The organism is Microbacterium sp. (assembly GCF_049650565.1).
Taxonomy (GTDB): domain Bacteria; phylum Actinomycetota; class Actinomycetes; order Actinomycetales; family Microbacteriaceae; genus Microbacterium.
On record NZ_JBASAK010000089.1, the window covers coordinates 1 to 25,762 of the forward strand.

General features: G+C 68.8%; 28 protein-coding genes and 3 tRNA genes. 8 read left to right on the plus strand and 23 right to left on the minus strand.

The genetic code is table 11. The annotated features are described in order from the left end of the window. Nucleotides 1-69: 69 nt before the first annotated feature. The 3 genes from WA967_RS14085 to WA967_RS14095 form a co-directional block, all read right to left on the minus strand. Nucleotides 70-142: transfer RNA gene (locus tag WA967_RS14085), tRNA-Glu, on the minus strand. A gap of 83 nt (nt 143-225) precedes the next feature. Further along, nucleotides 226-1,251: an LLM class flavin-dependent oxidoreductase gene (locus WA967_RS14090; RefSeq protein WP_424423821.1), complete on the minus strand. Its 1,026-nt coding sequence runs from the start codon at nt 1,249-1,251 to the stop codon at nt 226-228. Between the two features lie 108 nt (nt 1,252-1,359). Then, nucleotides 1,360-1,432 (minus strand) — tRNA-Glu (locus WA967_RS14095). 146 nt (nt 1,433-1,578) lie between these two features. On the opposite strand from WA967_RS14095, the gene WA967_RS14100 reads away from it, so the two are divergent. After that, the gene (locus WA967_RS14100; RefSeq protein ID WP_424423823.1) at nt 1,579-2,217 is read left to right on the plus strand and encodes an MBL fold metallo-hydrolase; all 639 of its coding nucleotides are present in this window, start codon (nt 1,579-1,581) and stop codon (nt 2,215-2,217) included. 12 nt (nt 2,218-2,229) lie between these two features. Here WA967_RS14100 and pepN read toward each other — a convergent pair whose 3' ends face one another. Both pepN and WA967_RS14110 read right to left on the minus strand, forming a co-directional pair. Beyond that, nucleotides 2,230-4,746: an aminopeptidase N gene (pepN, locus tag WA967_RS14105; RefSeq protein ID WP_424423826.1), complete on the minus strand. Its 2,517-nt coding sequence runs from the start codon at nt 4,744-4,746 to the stop codon at nt 2,230-2,232. A gap of 53 nt (nt 4,747-4,799) precedes the next feature. Continuing rightward, a complete protein-coding gene (locus tag WA967_RS14110) occupies nt 4,800-5,993 on the minus strand; it encodes a trans-sulfuration enzyme family protein (protein WP_424423829.1) in 1,194 nt (397 codons plus the stop codon). A gap of 113 nt (nt 5,994-6,106) precedes the next feature. Between WA967_RS14110 and WA967_RS14115 the strand changes: the two genes are divergently transcribed. Next, the gene (locus WA967_RS14115; RefSeq protein WP_424423831.1) at nt 6,107-6,592 is read left to right on the plus strand and encodes an Lrp/AsnC family transcriptional regulator; all 486 of its coding nucleotides are present in this window, start codon (nt 6,107-6,109) and stop codon (nt 6,590-6,592) included. On the opposite strand, the gene WA967_RS14120 is transcribed toward WA967_RS14115, so the two are convergent. Genes WA967_RS14120 through msrA form a run of 3 tightly spaced genes read right to left on the minus strand, consistent with a single transcriptional unit; the run spans nt 6,589 to nt 10,150 of the window. Further along, nucleotides 6,589-7,101, minus strand: a complete 513-nt coding sequence (locus WA967_RS14120) for a hypothetical protein (protein ID WP_424423833.1) — start codon at nt 7,099-7,101, stop codon at nt 6,589-6,591. The genes WA967_RS14115 and WA967_RS14120 overlap by 4 nt on opposite strands. A gap of 9 nt (nt 7,102-7,110) precedes the next feature. Next, nucleotides 7,111-9,588, minus strand: coding sequence for an excinuclease ABC subunit UvrA (locus tag WA967_RS14125; RefSeq protein ID WP_424423836.1), 2,478 nt, complete (start codon nt 9,586-9,588; stop codon nt 7,111-7,113). Between the two features lie 4 nt (nt 9,589-9,592). Then, on the minus strand, nt 9,593-10,150 hold the full coding sequence (gene msrA, locus WA967_RS14130; protein WP_424423839.1) for a peptide-methionine (S)-S-oxide reductase MsrA: 558 nt from the start codon (nt 10,148-10,150) through the stop codon (nt 9,593-9,595). A 133-nt stretch (nt 10,151-10,283) separates the two neighbouring features. On the opposite strand from msrA, the gene WA967_RS14135 reads away from it, so the two are divergent. After that, the gene (locus tag WA967_RS14135) at nt 10,284-10,760 is read left to right on the plus strand and encodes a carboxymuconolactone decarboxylase family protein (RefSeq protein ID WP_424423842.1); all 477 of its coding nucleotides are present in this window, start codon (nt 10,284-10,286) and stop codon (nt 10,758-10,760) included. A gap of 13 nt (nt 10,761-10,773) precedes the next feature. On the opposite strand, the gene WA967_RS14140 is transcribed toward WA967_RS14135, so the two are convergent. From WA967_RS14140 to WA967_RS14150, 3 genes are all read right to left on the minus strand, one after another. After that, the gene (locus tag WA967_RS14140) at nt 10,774-11,769 is read right to left on the minus strand and encodes a pirin family protein (protein ID WP_424423845.1); all 996 of its coding nucleotides are present in this window, start codon (nt 11,767-11,769) and stop codon (nt 10,774-10,776) included. Between the two features lie 21 nt (nt 11,770-11,790). Next, entirely contained in the window at nt 11,791-12,255 is a 465-nt protein-coding gene (locus tag WA967_RS14145) for a hypothetical protein (RefSeq protein ID WP_424423848.1), read from the minus strand. A 483-nt stretch (nt 12,256-12,738) separates the two neighbouring features. Then, nucleotides 12,739-13,179, minus strand: coding sequence for an Hsp20/alpha crystallin family protein (locus WA967_RS14150; RefSeq protein WP_424423850.1), 441 nt, complete (start codon nt 13,177-13,179; stop codon nt 12,739-12,741). 197 nt (nt 13,180-13,376) lie between these two features. Here WA967_RS14150 and WA967_RS14155 point away from each other — a divergent pair, with 197 nt between their 5' ends. After that, nucleotides 13,377-13,571 (plus strand): hypothetical protein, encoded by a 195-nt coding sequence (locus tag WA967_RS14155; RefSeq protein WP_424423852.1) that lies wholly within the window; start codon nt 13,377-13,379, stop codon nt 13,569-13,571. Between the two features lie 57 nt (nt 13,572-13,628). Here the strand turns inward: WA967_RS14155 and WA967_RS14160 are convergent, their stop codons facing one another. Next, nucleotides 13,629-14,171: a HutD family protein gene (locus WA967_RS14160; protein WP_424423855.1), complete on the minus strand. Its 543-nt coding sequence runs from the start codon at nt 14,169-14,171 to the stop codon at nt 13,629-13,631. A gap of 249 nt (nt 14,172-14,420) precedes the next feature. Here WA967_RS14160 and WA967_RS14165 point away from each other — a divergent pair, with 249 nt between their 5' ends. Next, the gene (locus tag WA967_RS14165; protein ID WP_424423858.1) at nt 14,421-14,735 is read left to right on the plus strand and encodes a hypothetical protein; all 315 of its coding nucleotides are present in this window, start codon (nt 14,421-14,423) and stop codon (nt 14,733-14,735) included. Nucleotides 14,736-14,784: 49 nt separating this feature from the next. On the opposite strand, the gene WA967_RS14170 is transcribed toward WA967_RS14165, so the two are convergent. Next, entirely contained in the window at nt 14,785-15,288 is a 504-nt protein-coding gene (locus WA967_RS14170; RefSeq protein WP_424423860.1) for a MarR family winged helix-turn-helix transcriptional regulator, read from the minus strand. An 83-nt stretch (nt 15,289-15,371) separates the two neighbouring features. On the opposite strand from WA967_RS14170, the gene WA967_RS14175 reads away from it, so the two are divergent. Further along, complete coding sequence (locus WA967_RS14175) at nt 15,372-15,836, plus strand: cupin domain-containing protein (RefSeq protein ID WP_424423863.1); 465 nt, start codon at nt 15,372-15,374, stop codon at nt 15,834-15,836. A gap of 97 nt (nt 15,837-15,933) precedes the next feature. Here WA967_RS14175 and WA967_RS14180 read toward each other — a convergent pair whose 3' ends face one another. After that, nucleotides 15,934-16,230, minus strand: coding sequence for an antibiotic biosynthesis monooxygenase family protein (locus WA967_RS14180; RefSeq protein WP_424423865.1), 297 nt, complete (start codon nt 16,228-16,230; stop codon nt 15,934-15,936). A 66-nt stretch (nt 16,231-16,296) separates the two neighbouring features. Here WA967_RS14180 and WA967_RS14185 point away from each other — a divergent pair, with 66 nt between their 5' ends. Continuing rightward, nucleotides 16,297-16,836 (plus strand): TIGR00730 family Rossman fold protein, encoded by a 540-nt coding sequence (locus WA967_RS14185; protein WP_298864203.1) that lies wholly within the window; start codon nt 16,297-16,299, stop codon nt 16,834-16,836. A gap of 98 nt (nt 16,837-16,934) precedes the next feature. Here WA967_RS14185 and WA967_RS14190 read toward each other — a convergent pair whose 3' ends face one another. From WA967_RS14190 to WA967_RS14200, 3 genes are all read right to left on the minus strand, one after another. Further along, entirely contained in the window at nt 16,935-18,032 is a 1,098-nt protein-coding gene (locus WA967_RS14190; protein ID WP_424423868.1) for a fatty acid desaturase family protein, read from the minus strand. Nucleotides 18,033-18,055: 23 nt separating this feature from the next. Continuing rightward, a complete protein-coding gene (locus tag WA967_RS14195) occupies nt 18,056-18,574 on the minus strand; it encodes a hypothetical protein (RefSeq protein ID WP_424423870.1) in 519 nt (172 codons plus the stop codon). 210 nt (nt 18,575-18,784) lie between these two features. After that, complete coding sequence (locus tag WA967_RS14200) at nt 18,785-19,033, minus strand: hypothetical protein (protein ID WP_424423873.1); 249 nt, start codon at nt 19,031-19,033, stop codon at nt 18,785-18,787. Between the two features lie 121 nt (nt 19,034-19,154). On the opposite strand from WA967_RS14200, the gene WA967_RS14205 reads away from it, so the two are divergent. Then, nucleotides 19,155-19,319, plus strand: coding sequence for a hypothetical protein (locus WA967_RS14205; protein WP_298864192.1), 165 nt, complete (start codon nt 19,155-19,157; stop codon nt 19,317-19,319). 6 nt (nt 19,320-19,325) lie between these two features. Here the strand turns inward: WA967_RS14205 and WA967_RS14210 are convergent, their stop codons facing one another. The 6 genes from WA967_RS14210 to WA967_RS14235 form a co-directional block, all read right to left on the minus strand. Beyond that, the gene (locus WA967_RS14210; RefSeq protein ID WP_424423876.1) at nt 19,326-20,294 is read right to left on the minus strand and encodes a diacylglycerol/lipid kinase family protein; all 969 of its coding nucleotides are present in this window, start codon (nt 20,292-20,294) and stop codon (nt 19,326-19,328) included. Nucleotides 20,295-20,597: 303 nt separating this feature from the next. Beyond that, nucleotides 20,598-20,672, minus strand: a tRNA-Gln gene (locus WA967_RS14215). Nucleotides 20,673-20,763: 91 nt separating this feature from the next. After that, a complete protein-coding gene (locus WA967_RS14220; RefSeq protein ID WP_424423879.1) occupies nt 20,764-22,050 on the minus strand; it encodes a threonine/serine exporter family protein in 1,287 nt (428 codons plus the stop codon). A 20-nt stretch (nt 22,051-22,070) separates the two neighbouring features. Beyond that, on the minus strand, nt 22,071-23,579 hold the full coding sequence (gene gltX, locus WA967_RS14225) for a glutamate--tRNA ligase (RefSeq protein WP_424423882.1): 1,509 nt from the start codon (nt 23,577-23,579) through the stop codon (nt 22,071-22,073). A 44-nt stretch (nt 23,580-23,623) separates the two neighbouring features. Then, nucleotides 23,624-24,898 carry an MFS transporter gene (locus WA967_RS14230; RefSeq protein ID WP_424423884.1) on the minus strand — a complete coding sequence of 425 codons (1,275 nt, stop codon included), beginning with the start codon at nt 24,896-24,898 and terminating at the stop codon, nt 23,624-23,626. Then, nucleotides 24,895-25,671: a fumarylacetoacetate hydrolase family protein gene (locus tag WA967_RS14235; RefSeq protein WP_424423886.1), complete on the minus strand. Its 777-nt coding sequence runs from the start codon at nt 25,669-25,671 to the stop codon at nt 24,895-24,897. The genes WA967_RS14230 and WA967_RS14235 overlap by 4 nt, the downstream gene beginning before the upstream one ends. Nucleotides 25,672-25,762 lie beyond the last annotated feature (91 nt).

Genomic DNA, 25,762 nt, shown 5'->3' on the forward strand with positions numbered 1-25,762 from the left:
GACAGGTGACCGGCCGCTCCGGAAAAGCGAGAAGGTCCTCCGGGAGAACCCAGAGGACCTTCATGTCAGTGACCCCAGCGGGATTCGAACCCGCGTTACCGCCGTGAGAGGGCGGCGTACTAGGCCGCTATACGATGGGGCCGTCACTGCAACCGTTCAAGTATGCCATGACGATCCTGCCCCGCCAAATCGGGCCGAGGCAGTCGAGATCGAGCCGGATTCCGGTCAGCCGAGCATGTCCTTGACCATCGGCACGACCTTCTCGCCGTACAACCCGATGGAGTCCATCATCGACTGATGGGTGATCTGGCTCTGGTCGTACTTGAAGTCGAATCGGTTCACGGGCAGCGTCTTCAGGGTCTCCACGACCTTGCGCGCGACGGTCTCGGGTGAGCCGATGTACAGCGCGCCGCTCTCGATCTCACGTTCGAAATCCCCCACAGCCGGCGGAGCCCAACCGCGCTCTTGGCCCATCCTGGTGCGCATGGCCAGCCAGCCGTCGTAGGTCAGCGCACGGGCCTGCTCGTCGGTCTCGGCCACGAGCCCCGGGGAGTGCACGGCGACGGGCTTGCGCTCCACCCCGAACTGGTCCTGCGCGCGCTCGAACAGATCGATGTACGGCGCGAACCGTTTGGCCGGCCCGCCGATGATCGCCAGGAACAGGCCGAAGTTGTAGCGTGCGGTGCGCACCACCGAGTCGGGACTGCCACCCACGCCCACCCAGGTGCGCAGACCGTTCGCGGTGGTAGGGAAGACCCGCTGATCCTCCAGTGCTGCACGCGTGTTCCCCTGCCAAGTGACGGGTTGCTCCTTCAGCAGCTGCGAGAGCAGGTCGAGGCGCTCCTCGAAGAGCTCCTCGTACTGGCGCAGATCGAAGCCGAACAGCGGAAATGATTCGATGAACGATCCCCGTCCCGCGACGATCTCGGCGCGGCCCTTCGAGACGGCATCCAGGGTCGCGAAGCGCTCGAACACGCGCACGGGATCGTCGGAGCTCAGCACGGTCACGGCGGATCCCACCCGGATGCGCTCGGTGCGCGAAGCCACCGCCGAGAGCACGACCTCCGGCGCGGACACCGCGAAGTCGGGACGGTGGTGCTCGCCCACCCCGAAGAAGTCCAGTCCGACGCTGTCGGCCAGGACAGCCTCGTCGATGATGTCGCGCACCACCTGCGGGTGCGGCACGAGCGCCCCGCTGGCGTCGTGCGTCACGCCGCCGAAGGTGTCCAGGCCGAATTCGATGTCCGTCATGATGGGCACAACCTCCGCCTCGAGGATTTCATTCCAATGAATGGATTATGCGGTCGAAGCAGACAAGGCGAAGGCCCTCCGATTCCTCGGAGGGCCTTCGTGTCGCGGTGACCCCAGCGGGATTCGAACCCGCGTTACCGCCGTGAGAGGGCGGCGTACTAGGCCGCTATACGATGGGGCCGTTCCGTCCTGGAGGACGTCCTGGCAACCTCGCAAGTCTGTCATGAGCTCTCCCCCGATTCCAAATCAGGCGGGTTCCTCCGCGCGAGCGGGCGTGTCGCAGCATCCGCTTGCCGCCATGCGCAGACGTGCGGTTGACTCGGAGGCATGCGCATCACCAAGTTCGAGCACGCCGCCCTCCGCATCGACGAGCAGGATGCCAGCCTGCTGATCGATCCGGGATCGTTCACCGCGCCGATCGATGGACTCGACCGGGTCGTCGCCGTGGTGATCACTCATGAGCACGCAGACCACTGGACGCCCGCGCACCTGGACGCCGTTCGGGCCGCCGCGCCCGACGCCCCGGTCTACGCGCCGGCCGGCGTGGCCGCCGCCGCATCCGGCCACGACATCACCGTGGTCTCCCCGGGCGACACCGTCACCACCGGCCCGTTCACGCTGCGCTTCTTCGGCGGCCGTCACGAGGTCATCCACTCGTCGCTGCCCGTGGTCGACAACGTCGGGGTGCTGGTCGACGGCAGCGTCTACTACCCCGGTGACTCGTACGCGGTGCCCGAGGGCGTCGACGTCGATGTGCTGGCTGCGCCGCTGGGCGCCCCGTGGCTGCGCATCGGCGACGCCATCGACTTCGTCACTGCCGTCCGCGCCCGCCGCGTGTTCGGCACGCACGACATGACGCTGTCCGGAATCGGTCGCGACATGCACCGCGGGCATCTGAAGCGCATGGTGGAGAGCTGCGGCGGCACGTTCCTGTCGCTCGATCCCGGCGACGGCCTGGACGTCTGAGGACGGACGCGCTCAGCTGAGTCCTGGCTGCGCGGCCCGCACACGCAGGTCGCGAGCCAGGTCGTCGCGCGCCTCGATCACCAGACGGCGCAGCGAACCCGGAGCATCCGCGTTCTGCTCCAGCCACGCGTCCGCGAGCTCGGTGTCGGTCGTGTCCGGGAACAGTCCGACGACCAGCCGCTTCGCCAGCTCGATCGACCGAGTCCGCCATGCCTCGCGGATGCGCGAGAAGTACTCGTCGTCGAACGCCGCGATCAGGTCACGACGCCCGCCGGCGCGGAAGCCCTCGATCGTGGCGGAGAGGTGTTCGTTGCTGAGAGTCCGATCGTTCCAGGCGGACTCCCACGCGGCGGCCCGCGTCTCGGCATCCGGCAGCGACGCCAGCGCACGGATCTCCGCGGTGCGTCCGTTGGCGGTGTCGTCGGATGCGCGCTCCGCGCCGATGTCGGCGGCCGTCGCATCACCAGTCGTGGCCAGCGCGGTCAGCATGAGCCAGCGCAGATCGGCATCCACAGGCAGACCCTGCGGGGTGTCGCCGTCAAGGATGCCGCGGACGGCATCCTTGTGCCCGCTGTCGTATGCGGATGCTGCGGCGAACGCCCGCGCCCAGGCCAGCTGCGCGTCACTGCCGGCGTCGGCCGACTGCAGCGATGCCCAGGTCGAGTCGGCCCACGCCCGGGTCTGGCCCTCGCGGGCGTCGTCGGCGACGTAGTGGTGCACGGCGAATGCCGCGTTCGCCAGCACGGCGCCCAGCAGGGCGACGTTCGATTCGGCCTGAGCATGCCGGCGGACGATGTCCAGGTAGCGCTCGGCGCTCAGCTCGCCGTCGCGAGTGGCGTTCCACAGCGATGACCACACCAGACCGCGCACCAAGTCGTCCTCGAGCGTCGAGAGCGAATCGGAGACCGCCGCCAGCGAGCGCTCGTCCAGCCGCACCTTCGCGTAGGTCAGGTCGTCGTCGTTGAGCAGCACGAGGTCGGCATCGGGCAGCTCCACCTCGATCCGCTCCCCCTGGATGCCGAGCTCGACGCGGTCCTGCAGCGTGAGGCGTCCGTCGACCAGGTCGTACAGGCCGATGCGCAGGCGGTGCGGTCGGGGCCCCGCCTCGCCGCCGTCCTGCACGAGGAAGCGGCGCCCCTCGGCATCCGTCTCCAGCCACAGCGCCGCGACGCCGCTGGTCTCCAGCCACGCGCGCGACCAGGCGTGCATGTCCTCGCCGGAGACCGCCTCGAGCTCGGCGAGCAGGTCGTCCAGGGTGGTGTTCCCGAAGGCGTGCGCGGCGAAGTAGCGGCGGGCCCCTTCGAAGAACGCGTCCGCGCCGACGTAGGCCACCAGCTGCTTGAGCACGGAGGCGCCCTTGGCGTACGTGATGCCGTCGAAGTTCAGCTTCGCGGCCTCGAGATCGGGGATGTCGGCCACGATCGGGTGCGTCGTCGGGAACTGATCCTGGCGGTACGCCCACGCCTTGCGTCCGTTGGCGAACCGCGCCCAGGCGTCGGTGAACCGGGTGGCCGCTGCGGATGCGTGCGCACCCATGTAGTCGGCGAACGACTCCTTCAGCCACAGGTCGTCCCACCACTTCATGGTGACGAGGTCGCCGAACCACATGTGGGCCATCTCGTGCAGGATCGTGTTGGCGCGGGCCCCGCGCTGAGCATCGGTCGCAGCACCACGGCTGATGTAGGCCTCGGTGAAGGTCACCAGGCCCGGGTTCTCCATGGCGCCGAGGTTGTACTCCGGCACGAAGATCTGGTCGTACTTTCCCCACGGGTACGGGTAGGCGAACGAATCGCTGAAGAAGTCCAGCCCCTGCCGGGTGACCTCGAGGATCTCGTCGGCCTCCAGATGCTCGGCCAGCGACGTGCGACACAGCACGCCGAGCGCGATGCGCTGGTCGCCGCGCGTCCACTCCCCGTCGATGCGCGCGTAGGGTCCGGCCGCGACCGCCGTGATGTAGCTGGAGATCGGCAGCGTGGGCGCGAACTCCACGCACTGCACGCCGATGCCCTCGCGCACGCGCACCGGCGACTGGTTGGAGAGCACATGCCAGCCGGCGGGCGCGGTGACCTCGAACGTGTACGACGCCTTCATGTCGGGCTGCTCGAAGCACGCCATCACGCGCCGGGAGTCCGCGGGCTCGTACTGCGTGTACAGGTAGGTCTCGCCGTCGACGGGGTCGACGAAGCGGTGCAGACCCTCCCCCGAGCGGCTGTACGCCGCCACGGCCTCCACCCGCACCTCGTTGCGCTGGACGAGGCCGGTGACGCGGATGCGCGCGCCGTCGTAGTCGACGTCCTGCTGCTCGCCGTTGACCGTCACCGAGGTGACCGCCTCGCCGATGAAGTCGATCCAGGTCGCATCGACATCGGCGTCGAAGCTCAGCATGGTGACCGACGGAAAGCCGGTGCGCGCCTGCTCCGGCGCACCGCTGAGATCCAGCTCCACGCGGATGTCGTGCACCGTGATGTGCGACGCGCGATCGGCGGTCTCTTCACGGCTGAGGTTGGCTGTCACGTTCGCAGAACTCATTGCTCCATGGTGGCACGTCGGCCGCGGCCGTGCGGGCTCGTCCGGATCCCCGCTCAGGCCATCGCGGCGACGGATGCCGCCTTCGCGAGCGCCTGCTCGAGATCTGCGGCGAGGTCCTCGACGTTCTCCAGTCCGATCGACAGCCGCACGATGTCCGCGCCGGGGCGCGCCTCCGGTGCGACCGGACGGTGGGTGAGCGCGGCGGGATGCTGCAGCAGCGAGTCCACGCCGCCCAGCGAGACCGCATGCGTGAACAGCCGCACGGCGCCGGTCAGCGCCTCGGCGGCGGAGTAGCCTCCCGCGAGGCGGATCGAGATCATCGCGCCACCGCCGCGCATCTGCCCGCCGACGATCCCGCGGGCGTCGCCGAAGCCGGGGTAGAAGACCTCGGCAACGGCGGGGTTCTGCTGCAGGCGCAGGGCGAGCTCGTGCGCACCGGCCTGCTGCGCCTGCATGCGCACGGGCAGCGTCGCGAGCCCGCGGTGCAGGAGGTACGCGCCCAGCGGGTGCAGCAGTGCACCGGTGATGGCGCGCACGCTGCGCAGAGCGCGCGCGGTCTCCTCGGAGCAGGCGATGACGCCGGCGATCACGTCGCCATGGCCGCCGATGTACTTGGTGGCGCTGTGCAGCGACATGGCCGCCCCCAGGTCGAGCGGGTTCTGCAGCAGCGGGGTCGCGAACGTGTTGTCGACCATCACCGGCACGCCCTGCGCCTGCGCGACGACGGCCGCGATGTCTACGAGGTCGAGGGTCGGGTTGGCGGGTGTCTCCAGCACGATGAGGCCGGTGTCGTCGCGGATGCTCGCGCCGACCTCCGCCTCGTGGCAGAAGGTGACCTCACTGCCCAGCAGTCCGGAGTCCAGCAGGTGATCGGTGCCGCCGTAGAGCGGGCGGACGGCCACGACGTGGTGCTTGCCGGCCGCAGTGGTGTGCGACAGGATCGCCGCCGTGGTCGCGGCCATGCCCGAGCTGAACGCCACGGCCGCCTCCGCGTGCTCGAGCTCGGCCAGAGCCTCCTCGAAGCGCGCCACGGTGGGATTCCACAGGCGTGCGTACACGTTGCCGCCCTCGGGCAGCGGATGCCCGCCGGTCGCCATCGATTCGTAGGAGTCGCCGCCGTGCAGGATGTCGGGCAGAGGGTTGGTCGACGACAGGTCGATGGGCGCGGCGTGCACGCCCAGCGCGGCGAAGTCACCGCGTCCGGCGTGGACGGCGACGGTGTCAGGATGCAACGGCAGATCGGACATGAAACCAGGATGCGCCATGGAACGACTGGTTTCCAGCATCCTTGTCGTGCATGCCGAGATCAGAGGCTAGCGTTGTCCGCAGAGCAACAGACGAGGCCGCGAAGGAGCGAGAGTTGACTGCAGCGCATCCCCCGGGAGTGGACGAGCTGGATCTGCGCGTGCTGGCAGCGCTGTCTGCCAGACCGGAGGCGCCGGTCAAGCAACTGGCCGCCGCCCTCGGCATCCCGGCGTCCACCTGCGCGTTCCGACTGCGCTCCCTGCGCTCGCGCGGGGTGATCGAGGGTCTGCGGGTGCAGCTGGATCCCGCAGCCCTCGGCGCCGCTGTGCAGGCCATGATCCGCGTGCGCCTGGCCAGCCACAGCAAGAGCGGGGTCGACGCCCTGTTCGACGCTCTCACGGCCACACCCGGGGTGCTGCAGGTGTTCCACATCGCCGGCGCCGACGACTTCATCGTGCACGTCGCCGTCGCCGACGCCACGGCCCTGCGCGACATCGTGCTGGAGCACATCACCGTGCACGATGTGGTGCGCGCGACGGAGACGCAGCTGGTCTTCGAGCGTCGCGAGGGCATGGGCGTGCTCGCGTCGATCTCGCGCTAGGCGGTCGCCGGGTCACGCGCCCCGGGCCGGTCGGGCCTGCGGAACGCCGTGCGCATGTGGTCGCCGATGAGGATGTCGGCGACGCCGATCATGATGAGGCTGAAGACGATCTGCTCGGTGACCATCCATGCCGGGTAGAGGTTCGGGATGGCGGCCATCACCAGTGTGATGATCGGGAAGATCTGCGCGAACAGGCGCAGCCGCTGATACGCCCAGTACCAGCCCCGTGACGCGCGCCACGAGAAGTAGAACAGCGTCACCGTCATGCCGAGCACCACCACGCTGCGCATCCAGACGGCGAACGGAACCTGTCCGTGGTTCAGCGCGATGACGACGGCGACGGCCACGGCCGCGAAGCCGAGCACCACCTCGACCGCCAGCAGCCAGGTGATCCAGGTGAACGCGCGCTTGGTCTTGCGATGCTCGAGCATCGAGGCCGGCACCTCGAGGTCGGCGTGCCGTCCCCCGGCGATCCGGTCGAGGCGGCGCAGCAGGGGTTCGAGAGTCACGACGGAATGCTAGCCCCGCAGGTGATGAGCGAGGTGAGCGCCCGTGACGGATGCCGGGTCCGCGGCGATCTGCTCGGGTGTGCCGGTCGCGACGATGCGGCCGCCCTCCGCGCCGCCGCCCGGACCCAGGTCGATCACATGGTCGGCGTTGGCGATGAGGTCCAGATCGTGCTCGATGACGATGACGGTCGCGCCGCGGGAGACCAGCCGGTCGAAGACGGCCAGCAGCGTGCGCACGTCCAGCGGATGCAGGCCGACGCTGGGCTCGTCGAGCACGAACACGGCATCCGTCTGATCGCGGTGCATCTGGCTGACGAGCTTCAGCCGCTGCGCCTCTCCCCCGGACAGCGCGGGCGTGGACTCGCCGAGCGTCAGGTATCCGAGGCCCAGGTCGTCGAAGGCCTTCAGGCGCTTGTGCACGCGAGGCAGGTCGGACGTGTGCGCGAGCGCCTCGCCGATGCTCAGTCTCAGCAGTGCGGGCAGGGAGATGCCCCCACGGGCGATCGCGTCGGCCGCCGGCGCGAAGCGGCTGCCCTCGCACTCCGGGCAGACGATGTCGACATCGGGGAGGAACTGCACGTCCAGCGAGATCTCGCCGGTGCCCTCGCAGCGCGGACAGGACAGCGACCCCGTGTTGTACGAGAAGTCGGATGCCGAAAGGCCCGCCTGCGCGGCGGCATCCGTCGCGGCATAGGCCGTGCGCAGCTCGTCCATCACACCGGAGTACGTCGCGACGGTCGAGCGCACGTTGACGCCGATCGGTGTGGCATCCACGGCATGGGCCTTCAGGTGCGCGGGACCGGTGAACGTCCGCACGTGCGCGGGCAACCGACCGCCATCGGCCTTCAGCGCCGGCACCAGCGACTCCAGCACCAGCGTGGTCTTGCCCGAGCCGGAGACGCCGGTGACGGCGGTGAGCCGGCCGACGGGGAACGCCGCGTGCAGCGGATGGACCGTGTGGATGGCATCCGTCGCGATCTCGATGGAGCCGTGTGCGAAGACATCCTTCGCCACGCTGCGCTCACGCACCACCACCGGCTCGGCGCCGGTGAGGAATCCTGCCAGCCGGGACGCCCTCCCCAGAGCATCCGGGGCGCCCTCGGCGATCACCCGCCCGCCGAGCGTCCCCGAACCCGGGCCGATCTCGACCAACCAGTCCGCCTCGCGGAGGATCTGCACGTCGTGATCGACGAACACGACCGAGTTGCCGTCGGAGAGCAGGTCCCGCATGATGCCGATCAGCCCTTCGACGTTGGCCGGATGCAGGCCGATAGAGGGTTCATCGAGTACGTAGAGCACCCCGGTGGTGCGGTTGCGGACGGCGCGGGCCAGCTGCGCACGCTGCCGCTCACCCGTGGAGAGCGTGGCGCCGGCGCGGTCGAGAGAGAGGTAGCCGAGACCGAGCTCGACCAGCCGACGCGCCATGGCCAGCAACGTGTCGATGAGATCGGACGCCAGGGGCCGCATCTCTCGCGGCAGGCCCTCGGCCACGCCAGGCGCCCAGGCCACCACCTCGTCCAGCGTCATGGCCGTGACGTCCGCCAGGCCGACATCCCCGACCCGGGGCGCCCGCGCCGCCGGGCTCAGCCGCGTGCCGTCGCAGTCGGGGCAGACGCTCTCAGTGAGGAACCTGCTCACGCGGGCGAGGCGCTTCTCGTCGACAGCGCGCTTGAGCTCTTCGGTCACGGTGAGCCTGGCGTTGCGGAACGTGAAGTCCAGCTCGTGCACGCCCTTGCGGCTGGTGACCGTGATGTGCTTCTTCTCCTCGGGCCCGCTCAGCACGATTCCACGCTCGGCATCCGAGAGATCCGACCAGGGCACGTCAGTGCGCACGCCGAACTCGCGGGCGATGTCGGGCTGCACGTTGAAGCCGAACATCCGCCAGGGAGCGACAGCCCCGCCGTCCAGCGTCTTGGAGGGGTCCGGCACGAGCGCCGCGTCGTCTACGGTGCGCACCACTCCGGTTCCCTGACAGGTCGGACACGCACCCTCGGAGTTGAACGCCAGACTCTCGGCACCCGGTGCGTGCACCCGCTCCCCGCACTCGGGACAGAAGAACGGCGTCTCGGCGGCGACGTCGAGAGTGGGAGGCACGTGGTGCCCGTTCGGGCACACGTGCGAGGCCAGGCGCGAGAACATCAGGCGCAGCACGTTCAGCAGCTCGGTGGAGGTGCCGAACGTCGACCGCACACCCGGCACCCCGGGGCGCTGGCGAAGCGCGAGGGCGGCGGGTACGTGCTCGACGGAGTCGACGGCGGCGTGCGGCGCCTGCGCCATCCGCCGCCGCGTGTAGGTGGACAGGGCCTCCAGGTAGCGGCGAGAGCCCTCGGCATACAGCACGCCGAGCGCCAGCGACGACTTGCCGGATCCGGAGACGCCCGCGATCCCGACCAGCCGGCGCAGCGGGATGTCGACGTCCACCCCGCGCAGGTTGTGCACGCGGGCGCCGCGGACGACGATGCGGTCGGGCTGGCCCTCCCCCGTCACGCGTTCAGGCGTTCGCCCCGGCATCGCGGCGGGGCAGCACCCAGCCGGCGCGCGGGAAGTGGCAGGTGTAGCCGTCGGGGTAGCGCTCGAGGTAGTCCTGGTGCTCGGGCTCAGCCTCCCAGAACGCGCCCGGCCGCTCGATGGCGGTCACGGCCTTGCCGGGCCACAGGCCTGAGGCGTCGACGTCGGCGATGGTCTCGCGCGCCACGCGCTCCTGCTCGGCATCCAGGGGGAAGATCGCGGAGCGGTAGCTGGAGCCGATGTCGTTGCCCTGGCGGTTCAGCGTGGACGGGTCGTGGATCTGGAAGAAGAACGCCAGGATGTCGCGATACGTGGTCTTCGCAGGATCGAAGACGATCTCCAGTGCTTCGGCGTGGCCAGGGTGGTTGCGATAGGTCGCGTGGTCGTTCTGGCCGCCGGTGTAGCCGACCCGGGTGGCCAGCACGCCGGGCTGGCGACGCACGAGATCCTCCATGCCCCAGAAGCATCCGCCGGCGAGCACCGCCGTCTCGGCACCCTCCTGGCGGGTGATGGTTCCGGTGTCGCTGAGGCCGCTGGTCATTTGCTGTGCTCCTGGGTCGGTTCGTCGGGATCGGCTTCCATTCTCCTCTCGTTCTGGGGAATGCGGGCGATCCGCTCTAGGTTGGTGGGAGAACGCGGGTGTCCACGCCCGCCCGAGGCATTCGAGGAGAGTCATGCGTCCGTACCTGGACAAGTCCGCGCCGGAGGTCTGGAAGGCCATCGGCGCGTTCTCCGCGTCCGTCAAGCAGCACGCGGAGCTGAGCGGTCTGTCCGCGCAGGAGTCCGAGCTCATCAAGGTGCGAGCATCGCAGATCAATGCGTGTGCGTTCTGCCTCGACGTGCACTCCCGAGACGCCCGCGAGGCCGGGATCGTGCAGCAGAAGCTCGATCTGCTGCCGGCGTGGCGGGAGAGCGCGGTCTACACGGAGCGTGAGAAGGCCGTGCTGGCAGTCGCAGAGGCGGCGACCCGGATGCCGCTGAGCGAGGAGTCCCAGGCAGATCTGTCCGGTGCGCTCGCCGTGCTGGGCGAGGCCGCGTTCGCGGCTGCGGAGTGGGTCGCACTGACGATCAACTCGTTCAACCGGCTCTCGATCCTCAGTGAGCACCCGGTGCGCCCGCGCGGAGCCGATGGGACCATGCTGCCGGGTTGAGTCGAGGCATCGCCTAACCGCGCGGACGCAGCTGCACGGTCGGCAGCGGCGGCGCGGGCAGCGGCGCCAGCTGTCCCTCCGCGTAGGGGCCGAACAGCTCCGGCTTGCCGGCATCCCGCGGGTCGGCCGGTTCGAAGCCCAGCTCGGCCTGGTAGCGGCGGCGGAACTCGACGATCTCATCGTGGCTGCGCCCGATGAAGTTCCACCACATCACGATCTGCTCCCCCAGCGGCACCCCGCCCAGTAGGATCACCCGCGCACCCTCGGGGCCGGCGGCGATGCGCACGGTGTCGGCGCCGATGGGCGTGTAGCCCAGTTCGCGGTGCCGGACGACGGTGTCGTTGAGGGTGATCGTGCCGGACTCGGCGAGCGCGGCGTGCTCGAAGTCGCTGCGCACCTCGAGGCTCACCTCCGCGCCGGGTTCCAGCATCAGCTCGGCGCCCAGCAGGTCGGGCGTGCGGGTCGCGACCGGTGAGGTGGAGCCGGCCAGCGATCCGATGAACACGCGCAGGCTCGCGCCCGGCAGCTCGACGGGCTCCGGCGCGTAGTGCGCGAAGTCGTGCTCGGAGAACCGGGTGGACTCCGGCAGCGCGTACCAGAGCTGCACGCCGTGCAGCACCGTGGTGTCGGGGGTGCTGATCTCCTGGTGGGTGATCCCCTGTCCCGCGATCATGAGGTTCAGTTCGCCGGGCAGCACGGCCGCGTCCACGCCGTGGGAGTCCAGGTGATCGATGCGGCCGGTGAACAGCCACGACACGGTCGCCAGGCCGGTGTGCGGGTGGCGGGGCACCTCCATGCCGCCGGTCTGCGCGACGTCGTCGGGGCCGTAATGGTCGAGGAAGCACCAGGCGCCCACCAGTGACCGCTGCCTCTGCGGCAGCGTGCGGTAGACCGTCATGGCGCGGATGCCGCCCAGCGGCACCTCGCGGGGCGTCAGCACCTCGACATCCGTGCACAGCCGCCCCGGCTCCAGGACGCTCTCGGTCGGGTTCGACTCCTGGTTGCTCATGCCTGACAGCGTAACCGCCGCTCAGGCGTTCCGGATCGCGGAGATCACCATTCCGACGGGGATGCTGATCGCGAGCAGCACCAGCAGGATGCGGTAGCCGATCAGCAGCATCCGGTGCGCGACGTCGGAGGTGCGGAACGTCGCCAGGAACGCCAGCACGAGCGCCACGACGAGGGTGCCGGAGGCGACGAAGACGAGGATCGTCGAGTGCGCGACCGTGCCGCCGACCACGCCGATGTGCCCCAGGTTCCACAGTGCGAACCACCACCAGTTCTGCGCGGGTCCGGTGCGGTGCCAGTGCTGCACGGCGATGCCCATCACGTACTGCGCGACGCCGGCGACCAGCACGAGGTACGCCGCGGCCCAGCTGCCCGCCTCCAGCTGCAGCGGGCCGGTGACGGCGGCGAGCATGCCGCCCGCGATGATCGCGATGGCGCCGACGACGCGGAATGCCTGCGAGGGACTGACGGATGCTGACGTGCTCACCCCTCGAATCTACGCGGTGCGTCTGAGGACGAGCCGTGCCGAGGGTCGGGGTCCGGCACCTGCCCGGAGCCCTCCAGCGGGGCTCCGGGCGACCTCACGTGCACGTGCGGGGCGTGAGCGGGGGCGAGCGCACCCTCTCCGTGATCCGCGTTCGCCGACGCGCCGCGGCGGGTCTGCGTCGTGAACCGTCGCCGCCCCGCCCTCGCCGGCCGGCCTCCGGCGCGTGCGCGGCCCCGACAGCCATGGCGCGATCGTCCCATCCCGCACCTTCGATGATCGCCGCGAACTGCGTCGCGACCCAATCGGGATCCTGCAGCAGCACTTCGAGGTCGGCCGACTTCACCGCTGTCGGATCATCCGCGCACCTCGTTCCGGCGTCGAGGATCATGTCTGCACCTCCTCTCCGTTGCAGAGCAGGCTCTCGGTTGCAGAGCAGGCTCTCCGTTGCCGAGCGGATTCTCTCCGCTTCGCCGGATGCGTGCGTCAGGCGCTGATGCTCTTCTGCTTCTCCTGACCGCTGGCGCTGTCGCCGCTGCTGATGCTGATCCTGCGCGGCTTGGCGCGCTCGGCGATGGGAATCCGCAGGCGCAGGACACCGGCCGTGTAGTCGGCGTCGACCTTGTCGGTGTCGAGTGCATCGCCGAGCACCAGCTGGCGGCTGAAGACGCCCCAGGAGCGCTCGGTGGCCACGGCGTCTGCGGCGTCCGGCACATGGCTGAGGCGCTCGGCCCTGATCGTCAGGACGTTTCGCTCCACGTCGATGTCCAGCTTGTCCGGATCGACCCCGGGAAGATCCAGCTCGACGACGAACTCGTCTCCGTCGCGCCATGCGTCCAGCGGCATGCTCGACGGCCGGGCGGCGGTGCCGAACACCTGCTGAGTGAGCCGGTCGAGGTCACGGAATGGGTCATGTTGCAACAGCATCTCTGAAACTCCTCCATCTCACTTGTCGGTTGCGGATCACTCGACGATCTGTGTCGTGTGATACAGATTTTATACATCACTGATCACAGAAAAAGCAAGTCGGTGGCCGCAGATCTTGTCCGAGGAGTCGCGAGCGGCGAGCGAGAGTTCACGCGGCGTGTACGGCATCACCGCCGCGGCTGCACGAGCGCAGGGGATTGCTGGAGCTGAGCCGCACTCCGGGCGGGACACGCCGCTGCAGCGGGGACGATCTGTCGGTCGTCCGCCGGGTCATCGAACTGCTGGAAGCCGGGCTCGATCTCGTGGGCGTCATCGGGCTGGAGCAGTCCGCCCTGAAGGTCGGCGCGCCCGCCGACTTGGGGATCATCGCCCAGGACCGCGAGATGGTCTGAGCCAACGCGATCTCTGGCGGGGCGTCGGATACTGCGGCATCCGGCGCCCCGATCATGTCAGTTGCGCGCGAGCGCAGCGACGACGAACCGCCCCGTGAGCGTGGCGGATGCGGTCGGCTCGAGCATCACGCCGTCGAGACGGCGCAGGCCGTCGCCGTCGACGGATGCCGTGTCGCCGAGGGCGACGAGCACGACGATCCCGGCATCCGCGCTGACACGTCCCGGCCCGTCGATGATCTCGACGGCGCCCGTCCAACGGTCACGGCGGGCCATCACATTGAGATCGAGGAATCCGGATGCCCGAGGCGTGGCATCCACGGCATCCTCCCCGTCGAAGAAGATGACGGCCTCCTCCTCGAGCACTCTCTCACGTCCGCCGATGCGCAGATCGACGGCGCCGGGCCCCAGCGCGACCTGCCCGCGGCGCACGCCCGGGTAGGGGCTGTACGGCTGGGTCCCGGTGATCTCGGCGATGCTGACGCGCCATGTCCACTCCCCCGTGGCGTCGGCGTCGTCGAAAAGGTTGCGGGTGATGCCGCGCCCATTCTTCCACGGGGTGGGGACGATGTCGGAGTACCGGACGATGACGGGCGCGCTCATGATGGCCCAGTCTTCCGCATCCGACGGCTTCGCACCCGCGGCTTCCGTGTCGCATCGCGCCGTTCCGGTGGCGGCTGACAGAACTGACGCGCGCAGAGCGCCAGTGCCACCCGTGACATGGTTCGGCTTCATTGTCCAGCCCGTGGCGCAGTCGGACACTCCGGCCGGATACTGCCTCGCATGAGTGAGAAAGAGTCTCTGCGCCGGGAACGGCAGCCTGCTGTTCCCGGTTCGCGATCGGATCCGACCATGGTGACGAACCAGCCTGCGCTGCGCAGCTCGCCCGGCACGATCTGGCTGGTGTGCTCGTGCGTCTTCGTCGTCGTGTGCCTGATCCCTCTCGTCGGCGTCATCGTGACGGGCGGCGCACCGGCGCCCGTTGCGATCGTCGCGGTGGCGCTGCTGGTGTGCCTGCTCGCGGCCATGTTCGCGGTGCGCTTCGCCGTCACCTCCCAGCAGAGCCGTCTGCGCCTGCTGGCGGCATGCATGCTCGCCATGGCCGTCGTCGCGCTGGTCGGGCTGATGGTCTGCGTCACGATCGTGTGGACGTCAGTGCGCCCATGAGGGCGTCAGCACCCGCACACGCCAGCATGCGCGACAGCCTCAGGTGCGCTCACGGTTCCAGCGCACCGATCCCTGAGACCAGTTGCCGCGTCAGCCGATCGAGCTCGATGCGATCGGCGGGAGTGAGCAGGCCCGAGATCTCCTTCAGCAGGTCGTTGTGCCTGGCGATGGCGATGTCCGACTGACGCAGGCCCTCCGGCGTGAGTTGGATGTCGACGCCGCGACGATCGGTGTCGTTGGGCACCCGGGCGACGAGACCTCGCTTCTCGAGTCGATCGAGCCGGCCCGTCATGGTGCCGGTCGTCATCAGCAGCGATCGGGCGATAGCCGTCGGAGAGAGCCGGTACGGCTCGCCGGAGCGACGCAGCGTGAGCACGACATCACCGTCGGCACGGCTCACGCCATACTCCTTCGCGAGGCGCTCGATGCGCGCGTTCACGAGGTCCGCGGCGTGACTGAGGCGAGCCATCAGCGTCATCGCCGCGAGGTCGACATCGGGCCGCTCCGCAGCCCACTGCCCCACCACGGTGTCGATCCTCTCGTTGTCATCCACGCTCGAATATTAGCTTGCACACGAGTTGCTCCTCAACTAGCTTTATCGGAAGTAACTTGCGCACGAGCTTTCTGGAGGACTTCATGAACGAAACGCTGACGCTCAACGGCTCCGAGCAGATCGTCGTCGTCGAGAGCACGCCGGACCGCTTCGAGGTCGAGGCCACGTACGCCCCGCACGGTGCGCGGCCGCCGATGCACCTGCATCCGAATCACTCCGAGCAGTTCACCGTGCTGACCGGGACTCTCCGGGTCGGCCTGGCGGACAGCGAGCACGATTACACCGCAGGCGAGTCGTTCGACATCGGCGCAGGCATCGCTCATCACATGTGGAACGCCGGTGATGAGCCAGCTACGGTGCGCTGGATCAGCACGCCCGCGGGACGGGTCGAGTCGCTCTTCCGCTGCCTGGATGAGCTGCACCGACGCGGGAAGGCGAGCCTTGCCGCTCAGGCCGCTGTCCTGCGCCGGCACTCCGACGTGATGGTCCCCAGCTCAGCCGCCGCACGGATGCTGGTGCGCGTGCTCGGTGCTGTCTCCAGCCGGTAGCGGCGTTCCGAGGGCCGTCGAGATCCTGGGAAGCCGGAGCACGTCTCGATGACGCGCCGGCCATCAGGGAGTCCTGGCCTGCGGACTCCTGGCCGGTTCAGCCCAGGTCGACGATCTCGAACTCGAGCAGATCCGCCGCTGTCGAGAGCGTCGGGCTGTTCGGTCCGGCCGGAGCGTGCGGTGTGCGCTTGGCCCGCCAGGTCTGGAAGTCCTTCTCGGTCGCCCAGGTCGTCAGCACGAAGTAGCGATCGCCGCTGCCCGCAGGCCGCAGCAGCTGGAAGCCCTCGAAGCCGGGTTCCTGATCGACCGAGTGCTTGCGTGCCGCGAAGCGGGCTTCGAGCTCGGGGCCGGCACCGGCGGGAACACCGAGGACATTGATCTTCACCACGGACACGGGTGAACCTCCTTCTACGGGCAGGGGTTGCACTTCCAGCCTGGCACGGCTTCCTAAGCTGGAGGCGTGAACATCTGCGTCTTCCTGTCCGCATCCGATCTCGACGAGCGCTACACCAGCGCCGCGCGTGAACTGGGCCGGCTGATCGCCGGGCGCGGGCACACTCTGGTCTGGGGCGCGAGCGAGTCAGGACTCATGAAGGTGCTGGCGGATGCCGTCGACGACGCCGGCGGCCGGCTGATCGGCATCTCGGTGGAATTCCTCGCTGACAGGGCCCGCGCGCTGCAGGCGCCGAACGAGCTGGCGATCGCCCCCGACCTCGCCGAGCGCAAGGCGACTCTGCTCATGCGCAGCGACGCCGTGGTGGTGATGGTCGGAGGCAGCGGAACCCTCGACGAGGCGACCGATGTGCTCGAGCTGCGCAAGCACGGCCTGTACTCCAAACCGGTCGTCGTGCTCAACACCGACGGCTTCTACGACGGCCTGAAGCAGCAGTTCGTGCGCATGGACGAGGAGGGCTTCCTGCCGATCCCCCTCGACCAGTTCTGCACGTTCGTCGAGCAGCCGGCGGATGCGCTCGCCGTGATCGAACAGGCCGGCGTCTGATCGCGGCATCCCTCAGGAAACGGGAAGCCTCCGCGATCGCGGGGGTTTCCGCCTCGCTGATATAAGGGGCCCTGGTCGAACCGTGGGAAGGAGCCCGATCAGTTCGCGGTGAGGTGTGCGCGCTGTTCTATCAGCGGGCAGGTGAAGACGTCCCGTTCTCCGAGTCCGACGCGGTTGATGTATCTGATGACGATCGCGTAGGAGGCGAACAGTCCGGTCTCGGTGTACGGCACGTCATGCGCGCGGCAGTAATCCGCGATGATCGGCGCGGCGCGGCGCAGGTGCGGGCGGGGCATCGAGGGGAACAGATGATGCTCGATCTGGTAGTTCAGCCCGCCCATGGCGATGTCGAGGAACCGGGCGCCTCGGATGTTCCTGCTCATCATCACCTGCCGCCGCAGGAAATCCAGCTTCATCTCACGTGGCACGACGGGCATTCCTTTGTGGTTGGGCGCGAAGGACACTCCCATGTAGAACCCGAACAGCCCCAGCTGCACCGACAGGAAGACGAACGCGATTCCCGGCGAGAGCACGATGAACACCAGCACCAGGTACCCGACCATCCGCAGCGCGAGGAACGTGATCTCCACCCAGCGCCGTTCCAGGCGTCCGCGGGCGAAGACGCGCCGCACGCTCGACGCGTGCAGGGAGATCCCTTCGAGGAACAGGATCGGGAAGAACAGCACCCCCTGGTGCGCGCGCATCCAGGTGATCAGCGGGGTGTGCTGCTGGGCCGCCGTCTCGGCAGTGACAGCGATGACCGGCAGTTCGATGTCGGGATCGGAGCCGAGCTTGTTCGGGTTCGCGTGATGTCGCGTGTGCTTGTGCTGCCACCATCCATAGCTCATGCCGACCAGCAGGTCGCCGAGGACCAGGCTGATCCAGTCGTTCCATCTGCCGGAGACGAAGATCTGCCGATGCGCGGCATCATGGCCGAGGAATGCGATCTGCGTGAAGACGATGGCGAGGACCGCGGCGGTGAAGAGCTGCCACCAGGTGTCCCCGATCCACACGAAGGCTCCGAGGCAGACGGCCAGCATGAGAGGTGCGCCGACGAGCTTCGACCAGTAGTAGCCGTACCGGCGGCGCAGCAGCCCGCGGTCGCGGACCTGCTGGGCCAGTTCGGTGAATGGGCTCGACCCGTGCGTCCCGCTTTCGCGGGGCCGCGTGCGGATCGTCGGACGGACGCCGTCCATGATGGCTTCTCTCCGGCGTCGTCCTACATGCGGACGGCGCCTCCTTCGTCGAACCAATCGGCGATGCGCGCATCGTCATCGGACGGAGTCTCGACCGGACGACGGACGAAGGTGACGGAATCGGCGAGGGCGGCGACGGATGCTGCACGCTGCTGTTCTCGGTCCGAGGCGTCCTGGTACCGGTGCGCTGCGATCATCCGCTCGGCTTGAAGGCCGGCGCTGATCTCGGCGAGCAGAGTGGCGAGCACCGCGCCGAGCCCGTCCCGGAGTTCTTCCAGGTTCGTATTCGCGATCTCCAGTCGCCGATCAGCGACGTGCAGTTCGACGGTCGGGAATCCGTTCGCTGACAGGTACGCGCGCGTCCGGCTTCCCTGGATCGCCGTGACCTCGTCGCGATCCGTCTTGCGGGTGAACACCGCTTCCACGGTGTAGCGGTCCGGCGCCTCAGCCGTCAGAAGCGTCGCGGGAAGCGAGCCGACGAGGACGGATCCCAGTCCCAGCAGTCCAGGGTCGTTCCCTGCGATCTTCACTTGTGTGTTCATGAACCGACGGTACGCCTCGAACATGTGTGCGCTCACAGGCAGCATCGCCCGGTGGGACATGTCGAAGAGCCCCCACCGGATCGCGCGTGTCCCCATCGACCGTCATCACGGTGAGAGCCCTCACCCCACGATGAGCCACCAGTTCCTCGCGAGAGTCGGTGGCTCAGTCGCGAGACCACACCGGTCGCTGCTTCGCCGACAGTCTTCCTCTCAGCCGCCCTCGTCAGGGCGCTGCGAGTCGATGGGTTTCGGTTTCGACGCCCGTACGCGATCCTCGAGATCCGCACGCGCCGCAGTCTCCGCGGTTGCCGAGTACGGATGCCAGTGCAGCCCCACGGCACGATCCCAGCTGGTCTCCCCCTCGCCCGGGGCGCGCGGACGGCGCGTGACCCCGCCGTCACTCGCCGGTGTGGTCGCTTCGCGGTCGGCATCCTCTTCGGGCAGACTCTCACTGTTCATCTGCTGGACCGTACGCGTCCGACATGTATGCGCTCACAGGTTCGAGACGGTCGGAGACCCTCTTGCTGTGAATCTGTCCCGTTCTGGCCATCTGCCTGGAATGACGCGTACGGTGAGGACTATGTGGACAGTACTCGTGATCCTGCTTGTGGCATGGGTGGTGCTGTCAGTCGTCGGATTCGTATTCCAGGGTCTGCTGTGGCTGGCCATCATCGGAATCGTGCTCTTCATCGGCACGCTCATCTTCGGAATCCTCCGTCACCGGGCCAAGCGCACGGCAGCCTGAGTCTCGTCAGGCAGCATCCGCCCGGGTGCAGATGTCGAGAGCTGCTGCTCTGACGGTGATCCGCGCGCGCGTGACCAGCCCGAAACCGTCTCCGTCCAGTTCGATCCCGCGCGGAGTGTCGAACCGGGCGTCGAATCTCGTGCCCTGCGCGTACCCCAGCGCCTTCAGGTCCGGTGCGAGGCCGAGCACGTTCCGACCGAACCGAGACCGGCTCGCGAGGCCGTGAAGGGTCAGGCGGGTCCCGATCCCCGCCCACCCCAGTCGACCCTTCGGACGGAACATCACCACATCCAGCAGTCCGTCGTCGACCTTCGCATTCGGGATCAACAGCATGTTGCCCGTAAGAGTCCCGCAGTTGCCGACGATCACCGTATGCGCACGCGTCGACCGCACATGCCCGGCGTCGACGCGATAGTCCAGATGGAACAGACGGTTCGCGATGACCGATCGCGCGATCGGCGCCACATACGCCATCCATCCCAGGCGCTTCTTCGCCAGCGCGGTCGTGTTCTCAGCCATCTCTGCATCGAGTCCGATGCCGGCCATGACCAGGAACAGGTGCGTGCGCCGCTCTCCGGTCTCGTTCTCGAGCTCGGCCACGCCCACGTCTATCGCTCTGGTCGCTCCCGAGAACGCCGTAGCGACCGCGTCATCGACGTCATTCAACGGTAGTCCGAGGTTTCGGGCCAGGAGATTCCCGGTTCCGGCGGGCAGCAGCGCCATCGGCGCACCAGTCCCGTGCACGACCTCGGCGACCGTCCGCACCGTGCCGTCTCCACCGGCGACGATCACCAACGTCGGGTCGCCGGCGAGCGCGTCCTCGGCGGCACGAACCCCGGAATCCTCGCTGCTCGTCTCATACCAGCGAGACGACTCCCAGCCGTGCGCACGCTCCTGCTCGCCAACAGCGCGGCGGACCCGGTCAAGGCGCACTTTGACCGGGTTGTACACGACCGCCGCACGCTGTGTCCGCATCCCCCGAGCGTACGCGCGCAGACAGCAGACAGGACCGATCAGGAGCCGACCTGAAACTCAATCAAAGGACGCACCAGAGCGCGCCGCCACCGGCACTCTTCCGATCGCGAAGCCCGATCATCCGCCTAGAAGGCGATCGCGTGCAGATCACGAGCGAGCGCGACCAGGCCGACCGCCAGCTCCGCGAACCCCAGGGGCGGCGCGCAATCGAGGAGCGGAGAACAAGAACTCCCCGCCCGAAGGCAGGGAGTTCAGGGAAGTCAAGAGCTCGTTCATCTGACTATGGTTCGAGTGAGAACCGTCTGGCTGGGGTACCTGGACTCGAACCAAGAATGGCGGTACCAGAAACCGCTGTGTTGCCAATTACACCATACCCCAAGAGCGAAACCGGAGCCTCGCACCGAGAGTCAAGCTTACCGGAGCGAGACGTTCAGCGCGAATCGAGGCGCACTGCCCGGGCGTGGCGTGCTCACAGCTCCCCCATCCGCGCCGGACGCGTCCAGCGCTGGAACACCGTCGAGCGGGTGATGCGCGCGAGATCCGCCAGCAGTGCGCCCACCTTCGTGCCGATGCACAGGCTCAGGAACATCATCGGCGCCGAGACCAGCGCCTGCGCGTCGAAGCTGGCCAGCGACACCAGGCCGATGGTGCCGGGCACCAGCAGCAGGAACGCCGGCTGGAACGAGACGGTGGCGGGGATGGCGATGGTCAGCCTCTCCAGCACGCGGGCGGCGACGAAGAGCACCGCTCCCGTCACGCCCATGGCCACGATGCTGCCGACCCACGGGCTGAACAGTGCCAGCACCGCATAGGTGCCCGCCATGACCACCACGCACACCAGCGTGAGACGAAAGCCCGACCCGAAGGCCAGGCCGATCCCGACGGCCAGGACGATCACGGCGCCCCACGCGGACCACAGCGGCGGCAGCGCCTCCCAGCCGCTGCTCCGGGTGGTCAGCTGCACGGCCTCCCCCACCAGAGCAGCGGATTCCGAATCCACGCGCAGCCCGGTCAGGTAGGCCCCCGAGTAGACGCCGGCCGCCATGAACGCCAGCATGATCAATCCGTACATCAGCCGGGACGCCCCCGTGACGATGTCGGTGGATGTCAGCTCCAGCAGCGCGTTGGTGATCAGCGCCCCCGGCACCAGGATCGCCACCGGCGCACACACCGCGAACAGCGGAACCGGCCCGAGGTCCAGCCAGCCCGCCACCGCTCCCACGAGCAGCGTGGACAGGAACGCCGACACGAAGGGCGCCACGGCAGCCGCCGCGCGCACACGCATCATCAGCATCGTGAGCCCGCCCACCAGCAGCCCCACGACCAGCGCCAGTGCCACGGCCCACCACGGGCACCGGTACAGCCACGCCAGCGACAGCGACAGCAACCCGCATCCGATCACGCTCTGCAGCCAGGGGTGATGCCTCGGGGTCGCGCGAATCGACGCCATCCGGGCCGGTGCCGCAGCCAGCGGCACCGCACCGGACTCCAGCTCGTGCACGAGCCTGCTGGCCCTGGCGGACTGCCGGAACGTGCGCGCCTCGCCCTTGCCGATCACGGTCGTCGTCGCCGACGACGCACCGGGCCGGCTGACCATCACCATCTCAGGCAGGATCGCGAACTCGTGCGCGGCCTCGGGCGCAGCGCGCCTGCCGACCTGCTCCAGCGAGCCGCGCACGTCGGTCACCGAGATGCCGCACTCCAGCAGCAGCACGCCGAGGTCGCCGAGGATGACATCCGTCTCGGCTGCCGGCATCGCGGCATCCGTCACCGAAGTCAGCCCAGGGTGTCGGCGAGTGCCCGCAGTCGGCGCAGCGTCTCGTCCTTGCCGAGCAGCTCCATCGACTCGAACAGCGGCGGCGAGACGCGACGACCGCTGAGGGCGACGCGCGGCGGGCCGAAGGCCACGCGCGGCTTCAGGCCCAGGTTCTCGACGAGGGATGCCGAGAGGGCCTCCTTGACGTTCTCCGGGGTGAACTCCTCCACCGGCTCGAGCGCTGCGACGCAGGCGCTGAGCACCTCGACCGCGTTCGCCGGCAGGCCCTTCATGGCGTCGGCCTGGTACTCGATCTCATCGGTGAACAGGAAACCGAGCAGGTCGGGCGCCTCGCCCAGCAGCTGCATGCGCTCCTGCACCAGCGGGGCCGCACGGAAGGCCAGCACGATCTGCTCGTGCGTGGGCTCGGGAGCGCCGAAGACACCGGCATCCGCCAGATACGGCAGCATCCGCTCGGCGAAGTCCTTGGCGTCCAGCCGACGGATGTGGTCGCCGTTGATCGAGATGGCCTTCTTCTCGTCGAAGCGGGCCGGGTTCGGGTTGACGTCGGCGATGTCGAACGCCCGGATGAACTCCTCGAGCGAGAACACGTCGCGATCGGGACCGATCGACCAGCCCAGCAGCGCCAGGTAGTTCAGCAGGCCCTCGTGGATGAAGCCGTTCGTGCGGTGCAGGAACAGGTCGGCCTGCGGGTCGCGCTTGGACAGCTTCTTGTTGCCGGTGGCGCCCAGCACCAGCGGCATGTGCGCGAAGCGCGGCACGAACTTCGCCACGCCGATCTTCGTCAGCGCGTCGTACAGCACCAGCTGGCGGGCGGTGGAGGGCATGATGTCCTCGCCGCGCAGCACGTGGGTGATGCCCATCAGCGCGTCGTCGACGGGGTTCACGAATGTGTACAGCGGCTGCCCATTGGGCCGCACCAGCACGTAGTCGGGGAACGAGCCGGCCGGGAAGGTGATCTCGCCGCGGATGAGGTCGACGAAGGTCAGGTCCTCGTCGGGCACGCGCAGCCGCAGGGCGGGCCGGCGGCCTTCGGCGCGGAACGCCGCCTTCTGCTCGTCGGTGAGATTCCGGTCGTGGTTGTCGTAGCCCAACTGCTTGGCACGGCCGTTCGCCTCGTTGCGGGCGTCGATCTCCTCCGCCGTGGAGAAGCTCTCGTACACGGCGCCGGATGCCACGAGCTGGGCGATCACGTCGCGATAGATGTCCTGGCGCTGCGACTGGCGGTAGGGTCCGTCCGGGCCGCCGACCTCGACGCCCTCGTCCCAGTCGATCTTCATCCAGGTGAGCGCATCCACCAGCTGGCGGAAGCTCTCCTCGCTGTCGCGGGCGGCGTCGGTGTCCTCGATGCGGAACACGAGCTTGCCGCCGTTGTGCCGCGCGTAGGCCCAGTTGAACAGCGCCGTGCGCACCATGCCGACATGCGGCAGGCCGGTCGGCGAGGGGCAGAAGCGCACGCGGATGTCGGATCCGGTGGCGGTGGTGGTGAGAGGGTGCACAGTAGCCATATCCCCTCGATTCTACCGGCGACGGATGCTCGCGCTGAGACTGCTCAGGCGACGGATGCAGGCGTGTGATCGCGGATCCGCCCGAACGGCGCGAGCACCACGATCGCGACGACGAACACCAGGGCCACGATGCTGAGGCCCGGGTAGCCGAACTCGGTCAGCACCCAGCCCGCCGCGGCGGCGCCGGCGGCCGCGGTGAGGCTCATCAGCGAGTCGCTGATGCCCTGGCGACGCGGCCGCATGATCACGGTCGACGACTCCGTGAGCAGTGCGGCGCCGGCGACGGTCGCGGCGCTCCAGCCGAGCCCCAGCAGGATCAGCGCGATCACCACGCCGATCGCGCTGCCGCTGGCGAAGACCGCGGTCAGCAGCGATGCCAGCAGGATGCCCTGGCCCAGCAGCACGACCCGCAGCCGCCCCCAGCGGTCGGACAGGATGCCGAAGACCGGTGACAGCCCGTACATGCCCGCCACATGCAGTGCGATGGTGATGCCGACCAGCAGCGTGATGTCGGTGTCGCTGGTCATCGATCCATGCATGTCCATCGCCATGTGCTTCAGGTGAATCGGCGTCATGGCCATGACGGAGGCCATCACCGCGTGGGAGCCTGCGACGGCGAAGATGGCGTAGCGCGCGACGACCGGCCGGTCGACGCCCGTGCCCAGCGGCGACGCCGATGCCGCGTTCCTCGCCAGGTGCAGCGCCGTCAGCAGCGGATCCGGTCGCAGCGCCACCAGGTACAGGATCAGGGCGGCGACCTGCGCGACCAGGGAGAACAGGAACGAGCCGGTGAACGGCGGCATCCCGATCGCATGCCCGACGATCTCGCCGGGGGTGATCAGCAGCGGACCGGACACGCCGCCGACGGTCGTGGACCACACCACCACTGACAGGTCGCGCGCGCGATGCTCGGACGATGCCAAGTCGGTCGCGGCGAACCGGGACTGCAGGTTGCCCGCATTGCCCATGCCGATCAGGATCACGCCCACCAGCAGCATCGGGAAGATCCGCAGGGCCGCGGACAGGATCACGATGGCGATGCCGACCAGCGCCAGGGCGTTGCCGACGGTCAGGGACAGGCGCCGACCGTGGCCACTGGCGTAGCGTGCGAGCGGGATCGCGAACGCCGCGGCGCCCAGGGTCACGGATGCCGTGGCCAATCCCGACAGCGCATCGCTGCCGGACAGATCGGCCGCCAGCAGGGCTCCGAGTGACACGGTCGCGCCGAACGCGATGCCGCCGAGCACCTGCCCGAGCGAGAGGATGCGGACGGTGCGACGCTGGACGGCGGCGAGCCGGTCCGGGCTGAACTCGCTCAACCGACGGGTGCGGCGTCGCGCACGGGATTACGAAGACTGCCGATGCCGGTGACCTCGACCTCGATGACGTCTCCAGCCACGACCGGGCCGACGCCCGCGGGTGTGCCGGTCATGATCACGTCGCCGGGCAGCAGCGTGAAGGCCGCGGAGGCGTACGCGATGATGTCCGCGACGGAGTGAATCATGTCGGAGATGGGCGCCTGCTGACGCACCTCCCCGTTCACGCGAGTCTGGATGCGAGCATCCGTCGCGTCCCACTCGGTCTCGATCACCGGGCCCAACGGGCAGAACGTGTCGAAGCCCTTGCCCCGGGTCCACTGCCCGTCCTTGCGCTGGATGTCGCGGGCGGTGAAGTCATTGCCGACCGTGTACCCGAAGACGTAGTCCAGGGCGTCCTCGGCCTTGACGTTCTTGGCGATGCGGCCGATGACGACCACCAGCTCGCCCTCGTACTCGGTGCGCTCCGAGATGACCGGGCGCACGATGGCGTCGCCCGGGCCGATCACCGCGGTGTTGGGCTTGAGGAACAGCAGCGGCTCCTCGGGCGCGACGTTGCCGAACTCGGCGGCGTGCTCGGCGTAGTTGCGGCCCACGCACACGACCTTCGAGCGCGGGATCACCGGCGCCAGCAATGTGGCGCCCGCGAGCGGGACGCGCTCCCCCGTCGTGTCGAAACCGGCGAACATCGGGTCGCCCTCGAGCACGACCAGGTCGCCCTCGTCGACGATGCCGAACCGGATGCCGTCACTGTGGCTGAAACGCGCGATCTTCACCCGGCAAGCCTATCCGCCCCGCGCACATCCGCCGAGACCCCGACCTGCCGTCCACAGCCCGGGGTACGGCGTCCGCAGGGCGGGGTGTGGG

Coding starts and splice junctions, on each gene's coding strand:
- WA967_RS14175 (WP_424423863.1), top strand. CDS start 15,372: ATGAACGAAACGCTGACGCTCAACGGCTCCGAGCAGATCGTCGTCGTC.
- WA967_RS14200 (WP_424423873.1), bottom strand. CDS start 19,033: ATGAACAGTGAGAGTCTGCCCGAAGAGGATGCCGACCGCGAAGCGACC.
- WA967_RS14220 (WP_424423879.1), bottom strand. CDS start 22,050: ATGCCGGCAGCCGAGACGGATGTCATCCTCGGCGACCTCGGCGTGCTG.
- WA967_RS14210 (WP_424423876.1), bottom strand. CDS start 20,294: ATGCGGACACAGCGTGCGGCGGTCGTGTACAACCCGGTCAAAGTGCGC.
- gltX (WP_424423882.1), bottom strand. CDS start 23,579: ATGGCTACTGTGCACCCTCTCACCACCACCGCCACCGGATCCGACATC.
- WA967_RS14195 (WP_424423870.1), bottom strand. CDS start 18,574: ATGAACACACAAGTGAAGATCGCAGGGAACGACCCTGGACTGCTGGGA.
- WA967_RS14140 (WP_424423845.1), bottom strand. CDS start 11,769: ATGAGCAACCAGGAGTCGAACCCGACCGAGAGCGTCCTGGAGCCGGGG.
- WA967_RS14205 (WP_298864192.1), top strand. CDS start 19,155: ATGTGGACAGTACTCGTGATCCTGCTTGTGGCATGGGTGGTGCTGTCA.
- WA967_RS14100 (WP_424423823.1), top strand. CDS start 1,579: ATGCGCATCACCAAGTTCGAGCACGCCGCCCTCCGCATCGACGAGCAG.
- WA967_RS14160 (WP_424423855.1), bottom strand. CDS start 14,171: ATGAGCGCGCCCGTCATCGTCCGGTACTCCGACATCGTCCCCACCCCG.
- WA967_RS14090 (WP_424423821.1), bottom strand. CDS start 1,251: ATGACGGACATCGAATTCGGCCTGGACACCTTCGGCGGCGTGACGCAC.
- pepN (WP_424423826.1), bottom strand. CDS start 4,746: ATGAGTTCTGCGAACGTGACAGCCAACCTCAGCCGTGAAGAGACCGCC.
- WA967_RS14135 (WP_424423842.1), top strand. CDS start 10,284: ATGCGTCCGTACCTGGACAAGTCCGCGCCGGAGGTCTGGAAGGCCATC.
- WA967_RS14165 (WP_424423858.1), top strand. CDS start 14,421: ATGGTGACGAACCAGCCTGCGCTGCGCAGCTCGCCCGGCACGATCTGG.
- WA967_RS14110 (WP_424423829.1), bottom strand. CDS start 5,993: ATGTCCGATCTGCCGTTGCATCCTGACACCGTCGCCGTCCACGCCGGA.
- WA967_RS14150 (WP_424423850.1), bottom strand. CDS start 13,179: ATGCTGTTGCAACATGACCCATTCCGTGACCTCGACCGGCTCACTCAG.
- WA967_RS14190 (WP_424423868.1), bottom strand. CDS start 18,032: ATGGACGGCGTCCGTCCGACGATCCGCACGCGGCCCCGCGAAAGCGGG.
- msrA (WP_424423839.1), bottom strand. CDS start 10,150: ATGACCAGCGGCCTCAGCGACACCGGAACCATCACCCGCCAGGAGGGT.